14 protein-coding genes are annotated in these 13,824 nt (G+C 62.5%); 7 read left to right on the top strand and 7 right to left on the bottom strand.

What is annotated here, in order from left to right:
* Positions 1-13: 13 nt before the first annotated feature.
* From AC1TQG_RS20355 to AC1TQG_RS20345, 3 genes are read right to left on the bottom strand one after another with little or no spacing between them, the layout of a single operon-like run.
* Positions 14-625: a TIGR03086 family metal-binding protein gene (locus AC1TQG_RS20355; protein ID WP_482139639.1), complete on the bottom strand. Its 612-nt coding sequence runs from the start codon at positions 623-625 to the stop codon at positions 14-16.
* Positions 622-1,377, bottom strand: a complete 756-nt coding sequence (locus AC1TQG_RS20350; RefSeq protein WP_482139638.1) for a class I SAM-dependent methyltransferase — start codon at positions 1,375-1,377, stop codon at positions 622-624. The genes AC1TQG_RS20355 and AC1TQG_RS20350 overlap by 4 nt, the downstream gene beginning before the upstream one ends.
* A gap of 41 nt (positions 1,378-1,418) precedes the next feature.
* Complete coding sequence (locus AC1TQG_RS20345) at positions 1,419-1,946, bottom strand: VOC family protein (protein ID WP_482139637.1); 528 nt, start codon at positions 1,944-1,946, stop codon at positions 1,419-1,421.
* A 26-nt stretch (positions 1,947-1,972) separates the two neighbouring features.
* On the opposite strand from AC1TQG_RS20345, the gene AC1TQG_RS20340 reads away from it, so the two are divergent.
* The gene (locus AC1TQG_RS20340) at positions 1,973-2,812 is read left to right on the top strand and encodes a helix-turn-helix domain-containing protein (protein ID WP_482139636.1); all 840 of its coding nucleotides are present in this window, start codon (positions 1,973-1,975) and stop codon (positions 2,810-2,812) included.
* Positions 2,813-2,820: 8 nt separating this feature from the next.
* Here the strand turns inward: AC1TQG_RS20340 and AC1TQG_RS20335 are convergent, their stop codons facing one another.
* Positions 2,821-3,201, bottom strand: a complete 381-nt coding sequence (locus tag AC1TQG_RS20335) for a hypothetical protein (protein WP_482139635.1) — start codon at positions 3,199-3,201, stop codon at positions 2,821-2,823.
* A 158-nt stretch (positions 3,202-3,359) separates the two neighbouring features.
* On the opposite strand from AC1TQG_RS20335, the gene AC1TQG_RS20330 reads away from it, so the two are divergent.
* On the top strand, positions 3,360-5,021 hold the full coding sequence (locus AC1TQG_RS20330; protein WP_482139634.1) for an FAD-binding dehydrogenase: 1,662 nt from the start codon (positions 3,360-3,362) through the stop codon (positions 5,019-5,021).
* 3 nt (positions 5,022-5,024) lie between these two features.
* On the opposite strand, the gene AC1TQG_RS20325 is transcribed toward AC1TQG_RS20330, so the two are convergent.
* Both AC1TQG_RS20325 and AC1TQG_RS20320 read right to left on the bottom strand, forming a co-directional pair.
* A complete protein-coding gene (locus AC1TQG_RS20325; RefSeq protein ID WP_482139633.1) occupies positions 5,025-6,584 on the bottom strand; it encodes an HNH endonuclease signature motif containing protein in 1,560 nt (519 codons plus the stop codon).
* A 437-nt stretch (positions 6,585-7,021) separates the two neighbouring features.
* On the bottom strand, positions 7,022-8,164 hold the full coding sequence (locus AC1TQG_RS20320; protein WP_482139632.1) for a hypothetical protein: 1,143 nt from the start codon (positions 8,162-8,164) through the stop codon (positions 7,022-7,024).
* A gap of 161 nt (positions 8,165-8,325) precedes the next feature.
* Between AC1TQG_RS20320 and AC1TQG_RS20315 the strand changes: the two genes are divergently transcribed.
* The 4 genes from AC1TQG_RS20315 to AC1TQG_RS20300 all read left to right on the top strand — a co-directional run bounded on the left by AC1TQG_RS20315 (position 8,326) and on the right by AC1TQG_RS20300 (position 12,099).
* The gene (locus tag AC1TQG_RS20315) at positions 8,326-8,784 is read left to right on the top strand and encodes a cupin domain-containing protein (RefSeq protein ID WP_482139945.1); all 459 of its coding nucleotides are present in this window, start codon (positions 8,326-8,328) and stop codon (positions 8,782-8,784) included.
* Positions 8,785-8,987: 203 nt separating this feature from the next.
* A complete protein-coding gene (locus tag AC1TQG_RS20310; RefSeq protein WP_482139631.1) occupies positions 8,988-9,809 on the top strand; it encodes an SDR family oxidoreductase in 822 nt (273 codons plus the stop codon).
* 38 nt (positions 9,810-9,847) lie between these two features.
* Positions 9,848-11,071 (top strand): acyl-CoA dehydrogenase family protein, encoded by a 1,224-nt coding sequence (locus AC1TQG_RS20305; protein WP_482139630.1) that lies wholly within the window; start codon positions 9,848-9,850, stop codon positions 11,069-11,071.
* Complete coding sequence (locus AC1TQG_RS20300; RefSeq protein WP_482139629.1) at positions 11,068-12,099, top strand: phosphotransferase family protein; 1,032 nt, start codon at positions 11,068-11,070, stop codon at positions 12,097-12,099. Before AC1TQG_RS20305 ends, AC1TQG_RS20300 begins: the two co-directional genes overlap by 4 nt.
* Positions 12,100-12,153: 54 nt before the next feature.
* Here AC1TQG_RS20300 and AC1TQG_RS20295 read toward each other — a convergent pair whose 3' ends face one another.
* A complete protein-coding gene (locus AC1TQG_RS20295) occupies positions 12,154-12,828 on the bottom strand; it encodes a winged helix-turn-helix transcriptional regulator (protein WP_482139628.1) in 675 nt (224 codons plus the stop codon).
* A gap of 173 nt (positions 12,829-13,001) precedes the next feature.
* Between AC1TQG_RS20295 and AC1TQG_RS20290 the strand changes: the two genes are divergently transcribed.
* Positions 13,002-13,823, top strand: coding sequence for a class I SAM-dependent methyltransferase (locus AC1TQG_RS20290; RefSeq protein ID WP_482139627.1), 822 nt, complete (start codon positions 13,002-13,004; stop codon positions 13,821-13,823).
* Position 13,824 lies beyond the last annotated feature (1 nt).

The following is a 13,824-nucleotide window of genomic DNA, read 5'->3' as shown; positions in this document are numbered from 1 at the left end:
GGATTCGATCCGGTTACGGTGATTTCCAGTGCGGGTCCCTGCCGAGCAGTCCGAGGAGTCGGTCGTGCAGGGGTGCGGTGTCCGGTACGTCCACGATCGGTCCGAACACGACGATTCCGGGGCCGAAAGCCTCCGGGACCCGCATTATGTCGGGCATCTCTTGGACGCCCGGCCACGCCGCCTCGACCTCGGCAGGATCAATTCGGTGTTCGAGCCCGAGTGCACGTGCCAGATCCCATCCATGGACCACCAGGTCGGCGCTTGCGACTCCATCGACGTGTTCGGCGAACGTGGAAGGACCCATGGGTGTCTGCACCGTGGCCTCGGCGACTGCGGTATCGGCAAGGGCTCGTTCGATGTTTGTGCGGGCGTGGTTGAACGCACCGAGCGGATCGGCGTCCACGGTCGGTGCCGGTGGCCCAGTCTGTTCCGGGGGCACTGTCTGTTCCGGGGCGGAGAACATCGCGGACTGCATGTCCACGATGTGCTGCAACACGTCGGCTGCGGTCCACTCGGCGCACGGGGATGGCGATGACCAGCGATCCGGCGGGGCTGCGGCGATCACCGCGGCAAATGTTGTGGCGCGGCGGGTGTATCTGTCGGCAATGGATTCGGGACTGCTCATCGTTCGACCTCCCTTGGCAGTAGGACGTACCCGGTGTAACCGTAATGGGAGCCGTGGTCCCTTCGGACGTTTATCTCTTGACCGACCAGGTCGAGATCTGCCGACGCATCGGGAAACTCCAGCCTGAGCTCGTCAATCCGAAAGCTCAGGGGGATGTAGTACTCATCCCAGTCGGTCTCGGGCAGCAGGTAGGTGGCCGCGACCGTCCAGCCGAGTTCGATTGCCGCGGAAACATTTTGGCCGGTCGTTCGCATTTCCGGATAAGCGGAGTCCCAGAATTCGGTGGCGCCGGCCGAAGGCTCCCCAGTGAGCCAATCCGCCTCGGTCAGCACCAACGCGCCGCCCGGTGCCAACAGGTGGCGCCATGACGTCAATGCGTTGTCGAAGCCGATGATGTAGGCGGCACCTTCGGCCCACACCAGATCAAAGGAATGGTCGGGGTAGTTCAGGTCTTCCATGGAGACGTTCGAGATCGTCACCTGGTTGCGTACGCCGGCGGCCTTGGTTTTCGAGACCAGTTCGTCCAGAAACGGCTGATGGGTGTCGATGGCGGTGACCTGCGCACCGAGGCCTGCCAGCACCATCGTGGCAGGTCCGGTACCGGCGCCGATGTCCAGGATTCGTAGTGGGCGTTTTCCGCGCGACCCGGTGTGCAGCCCTGCGAGACGAAACAGTAGTTCCGTCGTTGTCTCGGAACCCGGGGCCTCGCGGGGCAAGCCCTCATGTGCGGCGAAGAACAGATCTTCGATCATGAGGCGGATGCTGCCACCTTGCCCGGACAGGGGCAACGCTTTTACGCTCCTGCGCCCTGTTGGGCCGCCCATTCGGACACCCGTGCGGCACTCTCTTCGTCGGAGAGGTCCTCGACCCGTGTCATCACCGACCATCTGATTCCAAATGGGTCACGTAGTGATGCAAAGCGGTCGCCGGAGACGAACGTCTGTGCCGGCTCGCGCACGGTCGCGCCCAGTTCGATGGCCCGAGCCAGCACCGCATCGATATCCGGAACGTAGACCGACAGGGAGTAGCAATCGGAGTCACCTGACTGTCGGGGGATCAGTCCATACTGGGGATCGGGATCGCCCAGCTGTAACTTGCCGTTGTCGAAGTCGAGTACGGCATGGGCGACGATCTGCTCGCCGTCCGGTCCGGGGAACTCGGTGCTCTGGGTGAGCGTGGCAGAGAAGACGTCCTGGTAGAACGCGATGGCGTCTTTGGCAGGAGTGACGACGATGAACGGGGTCAGGGAGGTGAAGCCATGTGGCACACCGTGTTCTGTGTGTTGTCCGTGAGCTGCGGTTGTAATTGTCATGGCTTCCATGCTGACCGTGGGTGCAGGGGGCAGGCTTGAACAAACGCGACAAGATGGGCCAAGTCAGTAAACCGCCGAGGGGCCAGCTGAATCCCGGGCGCGACGGCGTGCGACTACACCGAATACCGTTTCCGCCCGGCGAGCTGTTGCGGCACGTGTGGATAGCGGTCTGGGACCTCGAGATGCCGGTATTGCAGCCGGTGCTCGAACATCCAGGCGGCAATGTGGTGATCGAACCTGATCGGGCCGCATTGTATTGCGTGAGCCAGGGGACCAGCGAACAGAAGTTGCAGGGCCGCGGGTGGGCTGCCGGGGTGTTGCTCCGTCCGGCCGCGATCACGGTGATGACCGGCCGGTCGATGGCGCCGGGATCACGATCGAGCCCGCCGTTGCCGATCGGGATGCCCTTGCCCATCCCCGGCGACGACGACCTCACCGTTTCGGTCCGAGCGGCCATGACCGCAGAAGATCGCAGTCCGGAGGACAGATATCAGCAGGTGGCGCAGTTGTACGAGCGGTGGGCTCAACGATGGTCGATTGATGAGGAAGGCATTCTGATCAATCGGGTGATCGACCTTGTCGAGGACGATGGCGGCCCACGACGGGTGGCCGACCTCGCTGCGGAGGTCGCCATGTCGACCCGCGCGCTGCAACGCCTGACAGTGCATCGCACCGGGCTGAGTCCGAAATGGCTGATCCAACGGCGTCGACTGCAGGATGCGGCGATGGTTTTGCGCAGAGGTGACGCGACGATCGCTGAAGTGGCGGCTGAACTGGGGTACTCCGATCAAGCCCATCTGGCGCGCGAGTTCAAGGCGGTCATCGGGCGCACGCCCAGCGACTACCTCCGCGACGCGATCTCCGAGACGTCCTGATTGTTCGGTCAGGCGCCGCGCCGCAGGCCCAGCAGGCCGCGCACCATGGATTCAGCGGACGACACCGGGGCCATCAGCTTTTCGGCGATGTCGACAATGGACTCGACCCGGCCTGCGATTTTCTCCATCCTTTCGACGACGCCGACCATGTTCGTCACCATCGCATCCACCCGGGACAGCGTCGCCGAGAAGTCGTCGAGGGCACCACTCAAACTATTCAGCGTTGTGTCGAATCCGGTCATCGCCCGGTCGAAGTCGACCAGTGCCGACCCTAGGCCTTCGATGAGCGAATCCATTTGTCCGACAGTTCGATCGGCATTGAGGGCGGCCTGGGCCAGCGTGCGGAATCGTTGTCGGTCGGGGTCGTCCGGGGAGTCCTTGGTTGCCACCGGTCCAGTATCGTATGCGTAGCGGCTCGGCGAGGGCTGGATGGACGCAAAGGGCTCGTGTTCACGACACACTCGAACTCCTTCCCTATGCTCACAGGGGGCGTGGAGGAACTCCGAAGCGCGTTCAGTGCTGAACCATGGCAGGCAGGGGTGTACGGGTGTCCGAGCAATTTGATGTGATCGTTGTCGGTGCGGGTCTGGCGGGTCTGGTCGCGGCTCACGAGTTGGTCAAGGCCGGCAAACGGGTGGCCATCGTCGATCAGGAGAACGAACAAAACCTCGGTGGGCAGGCGTTCTGGTCGCTCGGCGGCCTGTTCATGGTGAACACGCCGGAGCAGCGCCGGCTCGGGATCAAGGACTCGCTGGAACTCGCGCGGGCAGACTGGCTGGGGTCGGCCGGGTTCGATCGAGACCGAGAAGACCATTGGCCACGCCAGTGGGCCGAGGCGTACGTCAATTTTGCTGCCGGTGAGAAGCGTTCATACCTTCACGAACTGGGCCTGAAGGTGATGCCCACCGTCGGATGGGCCGAACGCGGTTCCGGATCGGCGACCGGACACGGGAACTCGGTTCCGCGCTTCCACATCACCTGGGGTACCGGTCCCGAGGTGGTCCGGGTCTTCCGGGAGCCCGTCCTCGCCGGTGCGGCCAAGGGCCTGGTCACTTTCAAATACCGTCATCAGGTCGACGCGATCATTGTCGAGGACGGACGGGCAGTGGGTGTCCGCGGGACGGTGCTGGTCCCGTCTACCGAACCACGCGGGGTGTCGTCGAGTCGGGAACGAGAATCAGACTTCGAGCTTCGAGCGCAGGCGGTTGTCGTCACCTCCGGCGGAATCGGCGGCAACTTCGAACTGGTCAAGAAGAACTGGCCCACAGATCGATTGGGTCCGGCACCCGAGCACATGATCACTGGTGTCCCCGCCCATGTCGATGGCCGGATGCTGCAGATCACCGAAGATGCGGGCGGCAGCGTGGTCAACCGCGACCGGATGTGGCACTACACCGAGGGGATCCAGAACTGGGATCCGATCTGGCCCAATCACGCGATCCGCATCATCCCGGGTCCGTCTTCGCTGTGGCTCGATGCGACCGGAAAACGATTGCCGGTACCGAACTTCCCCGGATTCGACTCATTGGGCACGCTTGGGACGATCACCCGGGGCGGCCACGATTTCACCTGGTTCATCCTTACCCAGGCGATCATCGAGAAGGAGTTTGCGCTCTCGGGTTCGGAGCAGAACCCTGACTTCACCGACAAAGATTTCAAACTCCTTCTGCAGCGGGTCAAAAAGGGAGCCACCGGTCCTGTCGAGGCATTCAAGGAACACGGTGCCGACTTTGTGGTTCGCGACAATCTTCGAGATCTGGTGGCGGGCATGAACGAGATCACCCCCGGACCACAGCTGGACTACGACCAGGTTGCTGCGGAGGTGCGCGCCCGCGACAGCCAGATCGACAACAACTACACCAAAGACATGCAGATCATGGCGATTCGCAATGCGCGTAACTACCTCAGCGACAAGCTGGTTCGAGTGGCCACGCCGCACCGCCTGGAAGACCCCAAATATGGTCCGATGATCGCGGTCCGCCTGCATCTTGTGACACGCAAGACCCTGGGTGGTCTGGAAACAAATCTCGACTCGCAGGTGATCCGCCACGACGGCAGTGCCTTCGAGGGTCTCTATGCCGCAGGCGAGGTCGCCGGATTCGGTGGCGGCGGGGTACATGGCTACAACGCATTGGAGGGCACCTTCCTGGGTGGTTGCATCTTCTCCGGTCGCGCGGCGGGTCGAGCGTTGGCGCGGGATCTCGGCTAGTCGCTAATCGATCTGTTCGGGATTGTCGATGTCGATGTCGGGTTCGTGGTTGCCACGATTTCGGGTGAGTTTCTCTAGGTGTTGCGTCAGCGCTACCTGGCGGTCGGCCAGCGTCTTCTGCCAGGCCGCTGCGACGGTTTCGTTGGCGTGATGGGCGCGGTTGACCCGCGGTTTGCGTTCCGGGTCCACCGATACCGGCGGTATCCACCCCACCCGTCCTTTGTCGGGGCCCTCGGTGATCATGATGGTCTGCCACTGATCAGGACCATCACCGATCATTTTGTGATGCGGCGGGCAGGCCGCGGCCATCGAGTTCACATCGGTCAACCCGCCGTTGATCCACGGTTTGACGTGATGACCTTCCACCTGTGTCGCGGGATTGGTGCAGCCTGGGTGAGAACATCCCCGATCGCGGGCAAACAGCGCCAGGCGTTGACCTTTCTGCGCGGTCCGTTTGGCCCGGCCCAGATACAGGACTTCAACGGAGTGGTCAGCGAACACCGAGAGATATTTGTCGGACCGCGCCGCCAACTCCAGTGCGTCCCCGACCGGAATGTCCACCCCGGAAGCGGTTTTCGCGATCCCGGCACACTCTTCGAGTTGTTGTTTGGTCATCGTGATGATGATCTGCGCCGGCAGCCCCCGATGGGACTTGCCGAGCAGGTTGCATTCCAAAATGGTCTTCAGGATTGCCTTGAGCCCGTCGTGACGCATCTGGCCCCGCGAACGGGTGTCACGTTCGGCGGCTGCCTTCATCAACTCTTGATCTTGCTTCGGATCATCTGACGCGCCGGTGGGCGAGTAGGGGTCGGCCGGATTATTCATCCCCGGTGCGGCCCACACATCCATCACGGTGGTCAGCAACGCCAATGTTTCTGGATCGAGGGTGCCCGAGATTTTGGCCATCAGATCCACACCTTGATCGCCGATACTCACCGAGCGTCTGCGGGCCCGATCACTGTCGTCGGTCAACCGGCCATCGGGATCGACCCGGGCCAACACCTGACTGCCCGCAGCAGCCAGGCGGGTCGGATCGGACTCGACGGCTTCTTCGGTCATCCACTGATCGACCACGTCATACACGGCCGGATCAGCAGCTGAGGGGATCTGTTTGCGCACATCCAGCATCACATCCATATGCGAGGCGCCGATCAACCCTTGGGACCAGGCCTCTTCGGCGGCAGGGCATTTCGGTGCCAGCTCTTCGCCCTGCATCGTGTGGAATCGGCCGACAGCTTCCAGGCCGCGGATCCTGGACATGGTTTGGCCTTTGGTCAGCCGCAACTCGCCACGGGTGAAACCAAACTGCGATGAATACCCGGCCTTCGAAAACGACGACCGATCCGAGACCACCAACAAGTGTCGCAACCCGGCGAGCTCGAGCTTACGAGCGATCCGTTCATGCACCCGCACAAGCTCATTGACTTCCGCATCAGACATATCGGAATCAGTGCAGTCCGCGATATCGGCAACCAGCAACTCCAACTCGAGATATTTGCGCACCAACACCGGAACCGAAGAAGAACCAACCGCAACCTCGTCAGACGGATCGTCAGTCATCATGCCCCCCAGCACATCTGATCGCCAGCTTTCAACCAGGATACCCCGGAGAACGCGATGTGTCGAATGTTTGTTCGAGTCGTGGTTTGGTGTCTCTATGAGACAAAACCTCTGTGGAGTGACGTGTTGCGCGCGTCAGAGTCGCCGACCGAAGCGCTTCAAGGGCACTAGTGCCAAACAAGAAGGGCTCAGGGTCCGGCCTTGACCAAACTTGCGAGTGCAACCACCAAGATCCCGAGGCCGTTGGTTGCAGCCGCACGCAGGGATCAAGGCGCTGTGCCTTTTTCGCTAACTGCTGGAGACATGTTCCGACTTGCCCGCCCGCCAATCCATGACTCCCGCGCCGCCGAACGCGCCGGACTGATCGGCCGGACCTGAATGCCGTAGCTATGACGGTCCGGTGTGGCCATGCTCCTCCCTCGAGCATGTGGCCACCGAGCCTAGCCGACGCGTTCGGACGGTGTTGAGTTCACCTCGGCGGCATCGTCGGCGGGATCGTCGGCCGCGGCGACCGCTTCGGCGTGCGCTCTCGGGTTCGCGGCGCGCGCCCGCAGATCGAGGTGGTAGGAGATGATCGCCAGCGTGAACAGCCCGACCCCCAGGCCCACAAGTGCCCCGAACCCCTCGACGGCAAAGTCGACCAGCGCGTTGAGCAAGGTGGAGATCAGTGCGGCATAACGCAGGAACTGCAGTGGCCAGAGTTTGTCGGTGCGATTGCGGGCGATCATCGCCGGTACCGCAAGTGCCAATGTGGCGGTGGCGCTCACCAGGGAGATGACGCCGGCCGCGTCCCTTCCGTCGAGGTCGAGTACCAGGTTGTCGCTCTCGTAGTAGCCGTCGATGGTCAGCCCGATGACAGTGAAGACCAGGGCGACGAATGCCGAGAAGATCAGTAACCAACACATGATGGGAAGCCACCGGGGATTGAGTAGGAATCTCGGAATCAACCGAGGTGCCCACTGCTGCAATGCGTGGAGTCGGGCCGATGCGACGGGGGCGCTGATGAGCAGTTCTCGGATGTTCTGTGCGGTTTCCGGGTCCGCGTCGAGTTCCTCCGCTTGCTCCACCATGCGTAGAGCGAGTTCGCGGCGATGTGTCTGGAGGCCGCGGGCCACACCGTCGGCGGCGATGGCTGCCGCCGACGCGAGATTCTCGTTTGCGCTCAGTGGCCTGATCTCCCTCATGATCCGACCGATGATGATCACGACAACCACCAGCACGTACATGATCTCGGCCGACGGCCCATAGAAATAGTCGTTGTTCTTGGTGACGAACTTGCCGACCTCGTCGAGGAAGAGCCCGAACCCGATGCCGCCGAACAGGACCGTGGCCACCCGCGCCCCGTAACCGATAAACCACCAATTCACCAGCAGCGCAAGCATCATCAATCCGCCGCCGTACAGAGCGTGAGCGATGTGGAGGGTGCCGCCACCGACCTGCGGGTAGTCGGTCAACCAGAGATATGCCCTGGTGACCAGGATGGTGGCGATCGCGATGATCAGGAATGCCTCGGCCGAGGAGGTTCCCGTCGCATTACGGGTGAACAACCCGATTTTGGGCGCCTGGCGGACAGTCGATGTCACAGCATTCCTCGGCTCGTCGAAATATGTAGGCGGACAGTGGTGAATCGAATTGTAGGCGTGCGCCCCGCGCGGTATGTCGCCTTCATAAGGGATACAAGGGGAGATGTCCGTTTTTCTTTCGAAGTCGGGTGAGCTGCGGTAATCACGCATACGCTGTACTGATGATGAAACTAATCCGGTCGGTAACTGCGGTGGCGGCCTTGTCCTGTGCCGCACTGATGGTGCCGACCACCGCGAATGCAACACCCGGTGAGGGCATTTCTGCGGTGACGTACGCCGATATCGAGATCCCCGCCGATCTCTTGCCCTTCATTCCCGATGGTTTGCATGCGGTGGCCAAGCAGATCACCATTGCGCCTGGTGGAACTACCGGTTGGCATTACCATGACGGTCCTGTCGTGGGAATCGTGCAGGCGGGCACATTGACTCACCCCGGGCCGGACTGTAAGCCTGTGATTTACAAGACCGGAGAATTGATCAACGAACCTGCCGGCGACGACAACGTCCATCAAGGGCAAAACCTCGGCAAGGTGCCGGTCATTCTTGATGTTGTGTACCTCGAACCTCTGGGCGTTCCGCTGTTCGAGGATGCGGCTGCACCGCCCTGCGCCGCCAAATAACAACCCGCAATTCCGCCGATCGTGCCGATTAAACCGCTGAACGTGCCGAAATAACAATCGAGCGGATGAAAGTAGCAATCATGAGGCCGCGAACCTTCAGTGTTTCCAGCGCCTGATTGTATGTTCGCCCGGTCGGCGGCAATTAGGGCACGTTCGACGGCGTTTTGGGCCCTTGCGCGGGTGGGACCTCTAGCATCGGTTGAGTGAAGATCGCAGGAAAAGTTGCCGTTGTAACCGGAGGTGGCGCCGGAATCGGTGCGGCCCTGGCTCAGGCGTTGGCCGCCGCCGATGTGAGTGTGTTGGTCGCCGACCTCAACGCTCCGGCGGCCGACGCTGTGGCCGCGCAGATCGTCGCGACATATCCGGGCCGGGCGATCGCGATGGGCGGTGACGTCTCCGACCCTGAGGTTCTGGAGGCGATGATCGGCCGAGCCGCGGCAGAGCTGGGGCCGGTCGAGATCTTTTTCGCCAACGCCGGAACCACCGCAGGGCTGGGTCTGGACACCTCCGACGCACTGTGGGAAGTGGCTCTCGACGTGAATGTCATGGCGCACGTGCGGGCCGCCCGGATCCTGGTTCCGCTGTGGCTGGAGAACGGCGGCGGCTATTTTGTGTCGACGGCATCGGCGGCGGGCCTGCTGACCCAGATCGGTTCGGCGCCGTACTCGGTGACCAAGCATGCGGTGGTCGGGTTTGCCGAATGGTTGTCGGTGACCTACGGCGACCAGGGGATCGCGGTCAGTTGTCTGTGCCCGATGGGGGTGGAAACCGCCTTGCTGCGCGAGGGCTTTGAGACGGACACACCAGGTGCTTCGGTGGCCGCGCGGGCGGTGACCGAATCCGGTGTGGTGCTCAGTCCGGCGGATGTGGCCGATCAGGTACTGGCGGCGATGGAAGATGAGAGATTCTTGATTCTGCCGCATCCCGAGGTCCTGGACTTCTACCGTAACAAGGGCTCCGACTACGACCGGTGGATCGCAGGCATGCGGCGCTTTCAACGCCATCTGGTCGCAGACGGAGATTGACCGGGTCACCCGACGACAACGAATGTAGGTATGTGGCAATGGATTTTGGGTACTCCGACCGCTGCGCCGACTATCGTGGGCGCCTGCTGGCCTTTATGGACGAACACATCTATCCGGCTGAGGAGGTCTATGCCCAGCAGATGCGTGCATCCGGCGATCCGCATTTTGATCCACCGATCGTCGAAGAACTCAAAACCGAGGCAAAAGCGCGTGGGCTGTGGAACCTCTTTCATCCCGACCCCCGGTTCGGGCCGGGTCTGAGCAACTCCGAGTACGCGCCGCTGGCCGAGATCATGGGGCACAGTGCGGTGCTGGCCCCCGAAGCCTGCAACTGCTCGGCACCGGATACCGGGAACATGGAAGTGCTCAGTCTGTTCGGTACCGACGAGCACAAAGAGAAATGGCTCGCTCCACTCCTGGACGGGACGATTCGTTCGGCGTTCGCGATGACCGAACCCGGTGTGGCCAGTTCGGATGCCACCAACATTCAGATGAGCATGCAGTCCGACGGTGACCACTGGATCCTCAACGGCCGCAAATGGTGGACCTCCAATGCCCTGCACCCCAACTGCAAGGTGCTGATCGTGATGGGCAAGACCGATCCCTATGCGGCCGTGCACGCGCAGCAGTCGATGATGGTGGTGCCGATCGATGCGCCGGGAATCACTGTGCTGCGCAATCTTCCGGTCTTCGGCTATCACGATCGCGAAGGCCACGCCGAGGTCCTGTTCGAGAACGTTCGGGTGCCGGACAAGGATGTGCTCGCGGGCCCCGGCGCCGGGTTCATGATCGGGCAGGCCAGGCTCGGCCCGGGCCGTATCCATCACTGCATGCGCGCCATCGGTATGGCTGAACGCGCTCTGGAACTCATGTGCACCCGAGCCTCCCTGCGCATCGCCTTCGGGAAACCGCTTGCTGCACAATCGAATATCCAGGACTGGATCGCCGAGGCCAGAATCGAGATCGAGATGGCGCGTCTGCTCACGCTGAAGGCGGCGTGGATGATGGACACCGTCGGCAACAAAGCGGCACGGACCGAGATCGCCGCGATCAAGGTGGCTGCACCGAACATGGCGCTCAAGATCGTCGACCGGGCGATACAGGTCCACGGCGGTGGCGGCGTCTCCGACGACTTCCCGCTGGCCAGCATGTACGCCCATCTGCGGGCGTTGCGCTTGGCGGACGGTCCCGACGAGGTGCACAAACGGACGATCGCGCGTCAGGAACTCGGTCGGTACCGAAAGATCGGGGCACAGCCGTGAGTGGTGCGGTCGGGATCGATACCGACGCCGTCTCGTCCTGGATCACCGGTCTGGGAATCGGCGCCGAAGAACCCATCACGTTCGACCGCGTCGGCAACGGTCAGTCGAATCTGACGTTTCGGGTCCAGGATGGAGCCGGCTCCCGGTGGATCCTGCGCCGGCCGCCGCTGGGCACGTTGCTCGCATCGGCACATGACGTACTACGTGAGCACCGGATCATGTCGGCGCTGCACGACACCGCGGTTCCGGTGCCGGAGATGATCGCCGCCACCTCTGATCCTGCGATCACCGATGCGCCGCTGGTTCTGATGAGCTTCATCGATGGAGCCGTCATCGACAATCCGGGTGCCGCGGAAGCTTTGTCATTGGATCAGCGTCGCCAGATCGGACTGAGCCTGCCGCGTGCACTCGGAACGATCCACGCAGTGGATCTGGACGCCACCGGACTGTCCGATCTGGCCAGTCACAAACCATACGCGGCGCGTCTGCTGAAGCGATGGAGTGCGCAATGGGACCATTCGAAAACCCGGGAGGTCGCCGAGATAGCCGATGTGGCACAGGCTTTGGCAGAACACACACCCGAGCAGGACGAGTTGACGCTGGTGCACGGCGACTACCACCTCAGCAACGTCATCACATCACCGCAAGACGGTCGGGTGGTCGGCGTCGTCGACTGGGAACTGTGCACACTGGGGGAGCCGCTGGCGGACCTCGGCAACCTGCTCGCTTTCTGGCCCGAATCCGGTGACGGATTGACCGGACATTTCACGGTGCCCACCGCACCGGGCTTTCCCAAACGTGCCGAATTGATCGACGCTTACGCCGAGGCCACCGGACGGGACGTCAGCCAGATCGGGTACTGGCACACGATGGCGCTCTGGCGGCTGACGATCATCGCCGAAGGGATCCTTCGGCGGTTGCTCAATGATCCCCGGAACGCGTCGCGGGATGGGGGGCCGACCAGGCAGGTTGTCGACGACTTGGTCGCGCTCACCGTTCAGGTGGGCAAAGACGCATCGATTATCTGACCTCCTGACCCTCGGACCCCTGACCCTCTGGCGGCGCTGACCAGTGCGTACTGTTCAGGCCGGTCGCGGGATCTGCGACATCTGTCCCTGGCCGATCCAGGCAGGTACCTCGCTACGGATGTCGCGGGCGGCAGTGATCTCGACGTCGCCGCACTTCAGTGCAGAGTTCCAGGAGCGATCGCCACGCCAGATCGCGGTCAGGTCCCGCAGGGTCGCGTCCACGGTGGCGTCGATGTCGAAACCGGGGTCGTAGTCGCAGACATCGACGTCGCCCCCGGATACCACCAGCCACCACCGGGACGCCTTGGCCGGGACTCCGGCGAGGTGGAAGGCCACCACCGTCCGCGAACGCGGCCACTGATCGATGGGGACGGTCCGGCGAATATCCCACAACAACAGGTGCGGATCGAGGTCGGCTTCGCCGAGTTCACCTATCCAGCGCATGCCCCACGAATTGAGCGCCTGGACGACTGTCGACAACTCTTTTCCGCTCTCGGTGAGCGTATATTCTGTTCTGCCGCCATCGATCTCGCGAGTGATGATCCCGGCGCGTTCGAGCGTCCGCAGTCGCTTCGACAGCAGCGCCGGGGACATCTTCGGGACCCCGCGCCGTAGTTCGTTGAAATGACTACTGCCGGCGAGCAGTTCACGCACCACCAGTAGGGTCCACCGCTCGTCGAGAACCTCCATGGCCTTGGCGACGGGGCAGAACTGACCGTATCCAGACATCGGGACTCCTTGCGTTGTCCTTGCCAGTACACACCCCGTCCGTTCGGCGCACCAGTACAGATTCGAAACCGGGTTCGGTACAGATCTGGAACTGGATGACGCGGTGAGGTGGTTGCAACATCGAAGACGTCAGAAATCCGCAAACCGGTTACGCCACACGAAGGAGTCCGGCGATGGCAACACGAACAACGACCCCCGACCCGATCAAGATCAAGCACCGAGCGTTGTGGGCGTCCGGTGACTATCCCGCCGTGGCCACCGAGGTGATCGCAAACCTCGGTCCGACGCTGGTCGACGCGGTCAAGATCCACGAAAACGACCGCGTACTGGACGTCGCCGCGGGTTCGGGTAACGCAGCCATCCCCGCTGCCGAGACCGGTGCCACGGTGGTCGCCAGCGACCTGACCCCCGAATTGTTCACGGCCGGGCGACAACTGGCCACCGAACGGCAGGTCCAACTCACGTGGCAGGAAGCAGATGTAGAAGCACTTCCATTCGACGACAACAGCTTTGACGTCGTGATCTCGTGTGTGGGTGCGATGTTCGCGCCGCACCACCAGGAGACTGCCGATGAGATCGTCCGGGTCTGCCGCTCGGGAGGACGGATCGGTCTGATCAATTGGACTCCGCAGGGGTTCATCGGCCAGATGTTCGCGACGATGAAGCCTTATGCACCTCCACCGCCTCCCGGTGCACAGCCGCCGCCGTTGTGGGGTCAGGAGGACCATGTGCGGACGCTCTTCGGCGACCGGATTGCCGAAGTCGCCGCAGTCAGGCAGACGTTGAAGGTGGACCGGTTCGAGACCCCCGAAGAGTTCCGGGAGTTCTTCAAGGCGACCTACGGTCCCACGATCGCGGTCTACAAGGCCAACGCTGAAAACCCCAAGGCGACAGCGACTCTGGACACCGGGCTGGCCGACCTCGCACGCAATGCCCTCGATGACGACGGTGTGATGGAGTGGGAGTACCTGCTTGTCACCGCAGTCGTGAGGTGAC

The sequence above is a fragment of the Williamsia sp. Y844 genome (genome assembly GCF_056786475.1).
Note: the sequence above shows the minus strand (reverse complement) of the source record. Positions and strands in the feature narration are given on the sequence as shown.

Coding starts and splice junctions, on each gene's coding strand:
- AC1TQG_RS20355 (WP_482139639.1), bottom strand. CDS start 625: ATGAGCAGTCCCGAATCCATTGCCGACAGATACACCCGCCGCGCCACA.
- AC1TQG_RS20350 (WP_482139638.1), bottom strand. CDS start 1,377: ATGATCGAAGATCTGTTCTTCGCCGCACATGAGGGCTTGCCCCGCGAG.
- AC1TQG_RS20325 (WP_482139633.1), bottom strand. CDS start 6,584: ATGATGACTGACGATCCGTCTGACGAGGTTGCGGTTGGTTCTTCTTCG.
- AC1TQG_RS20305 (WP_482139630.1), top strand. CDS start 9,848: ATGGATTTTGGGTACTCCGACCGCTGCGCCGACTATCGTGGGCGCCTG.
- AC1TQG_RS20345 (WP_482139637.1), bottom strand. CDS start 1,946: ATGGAAGCCATGACAATTACAACCGCAGCTCACGGACAACACACAGAA.
- AC1TQG_RS20295 (WP_482139628.1), bottom strand. CDS start 12,828: ATGTCTGGATACGGTCAGTTCTGCCCCGTCGCCAAGGCCATGGAGGTT.
- AC1TQG_RS20315 (WP_482139945.1), top strand. CDS start 8,326: ATGATGAAACTAATCCGGTCGGTAACTGCGGTGGCGGCCTTGTCCTGT.
- AC1TQG_RS20290 (WP_482139627.1), top strand. CDS start 13,002: ATGGCAACACGAACAACGACCCCCGACCCGATCAAGATCAAGCACCGA.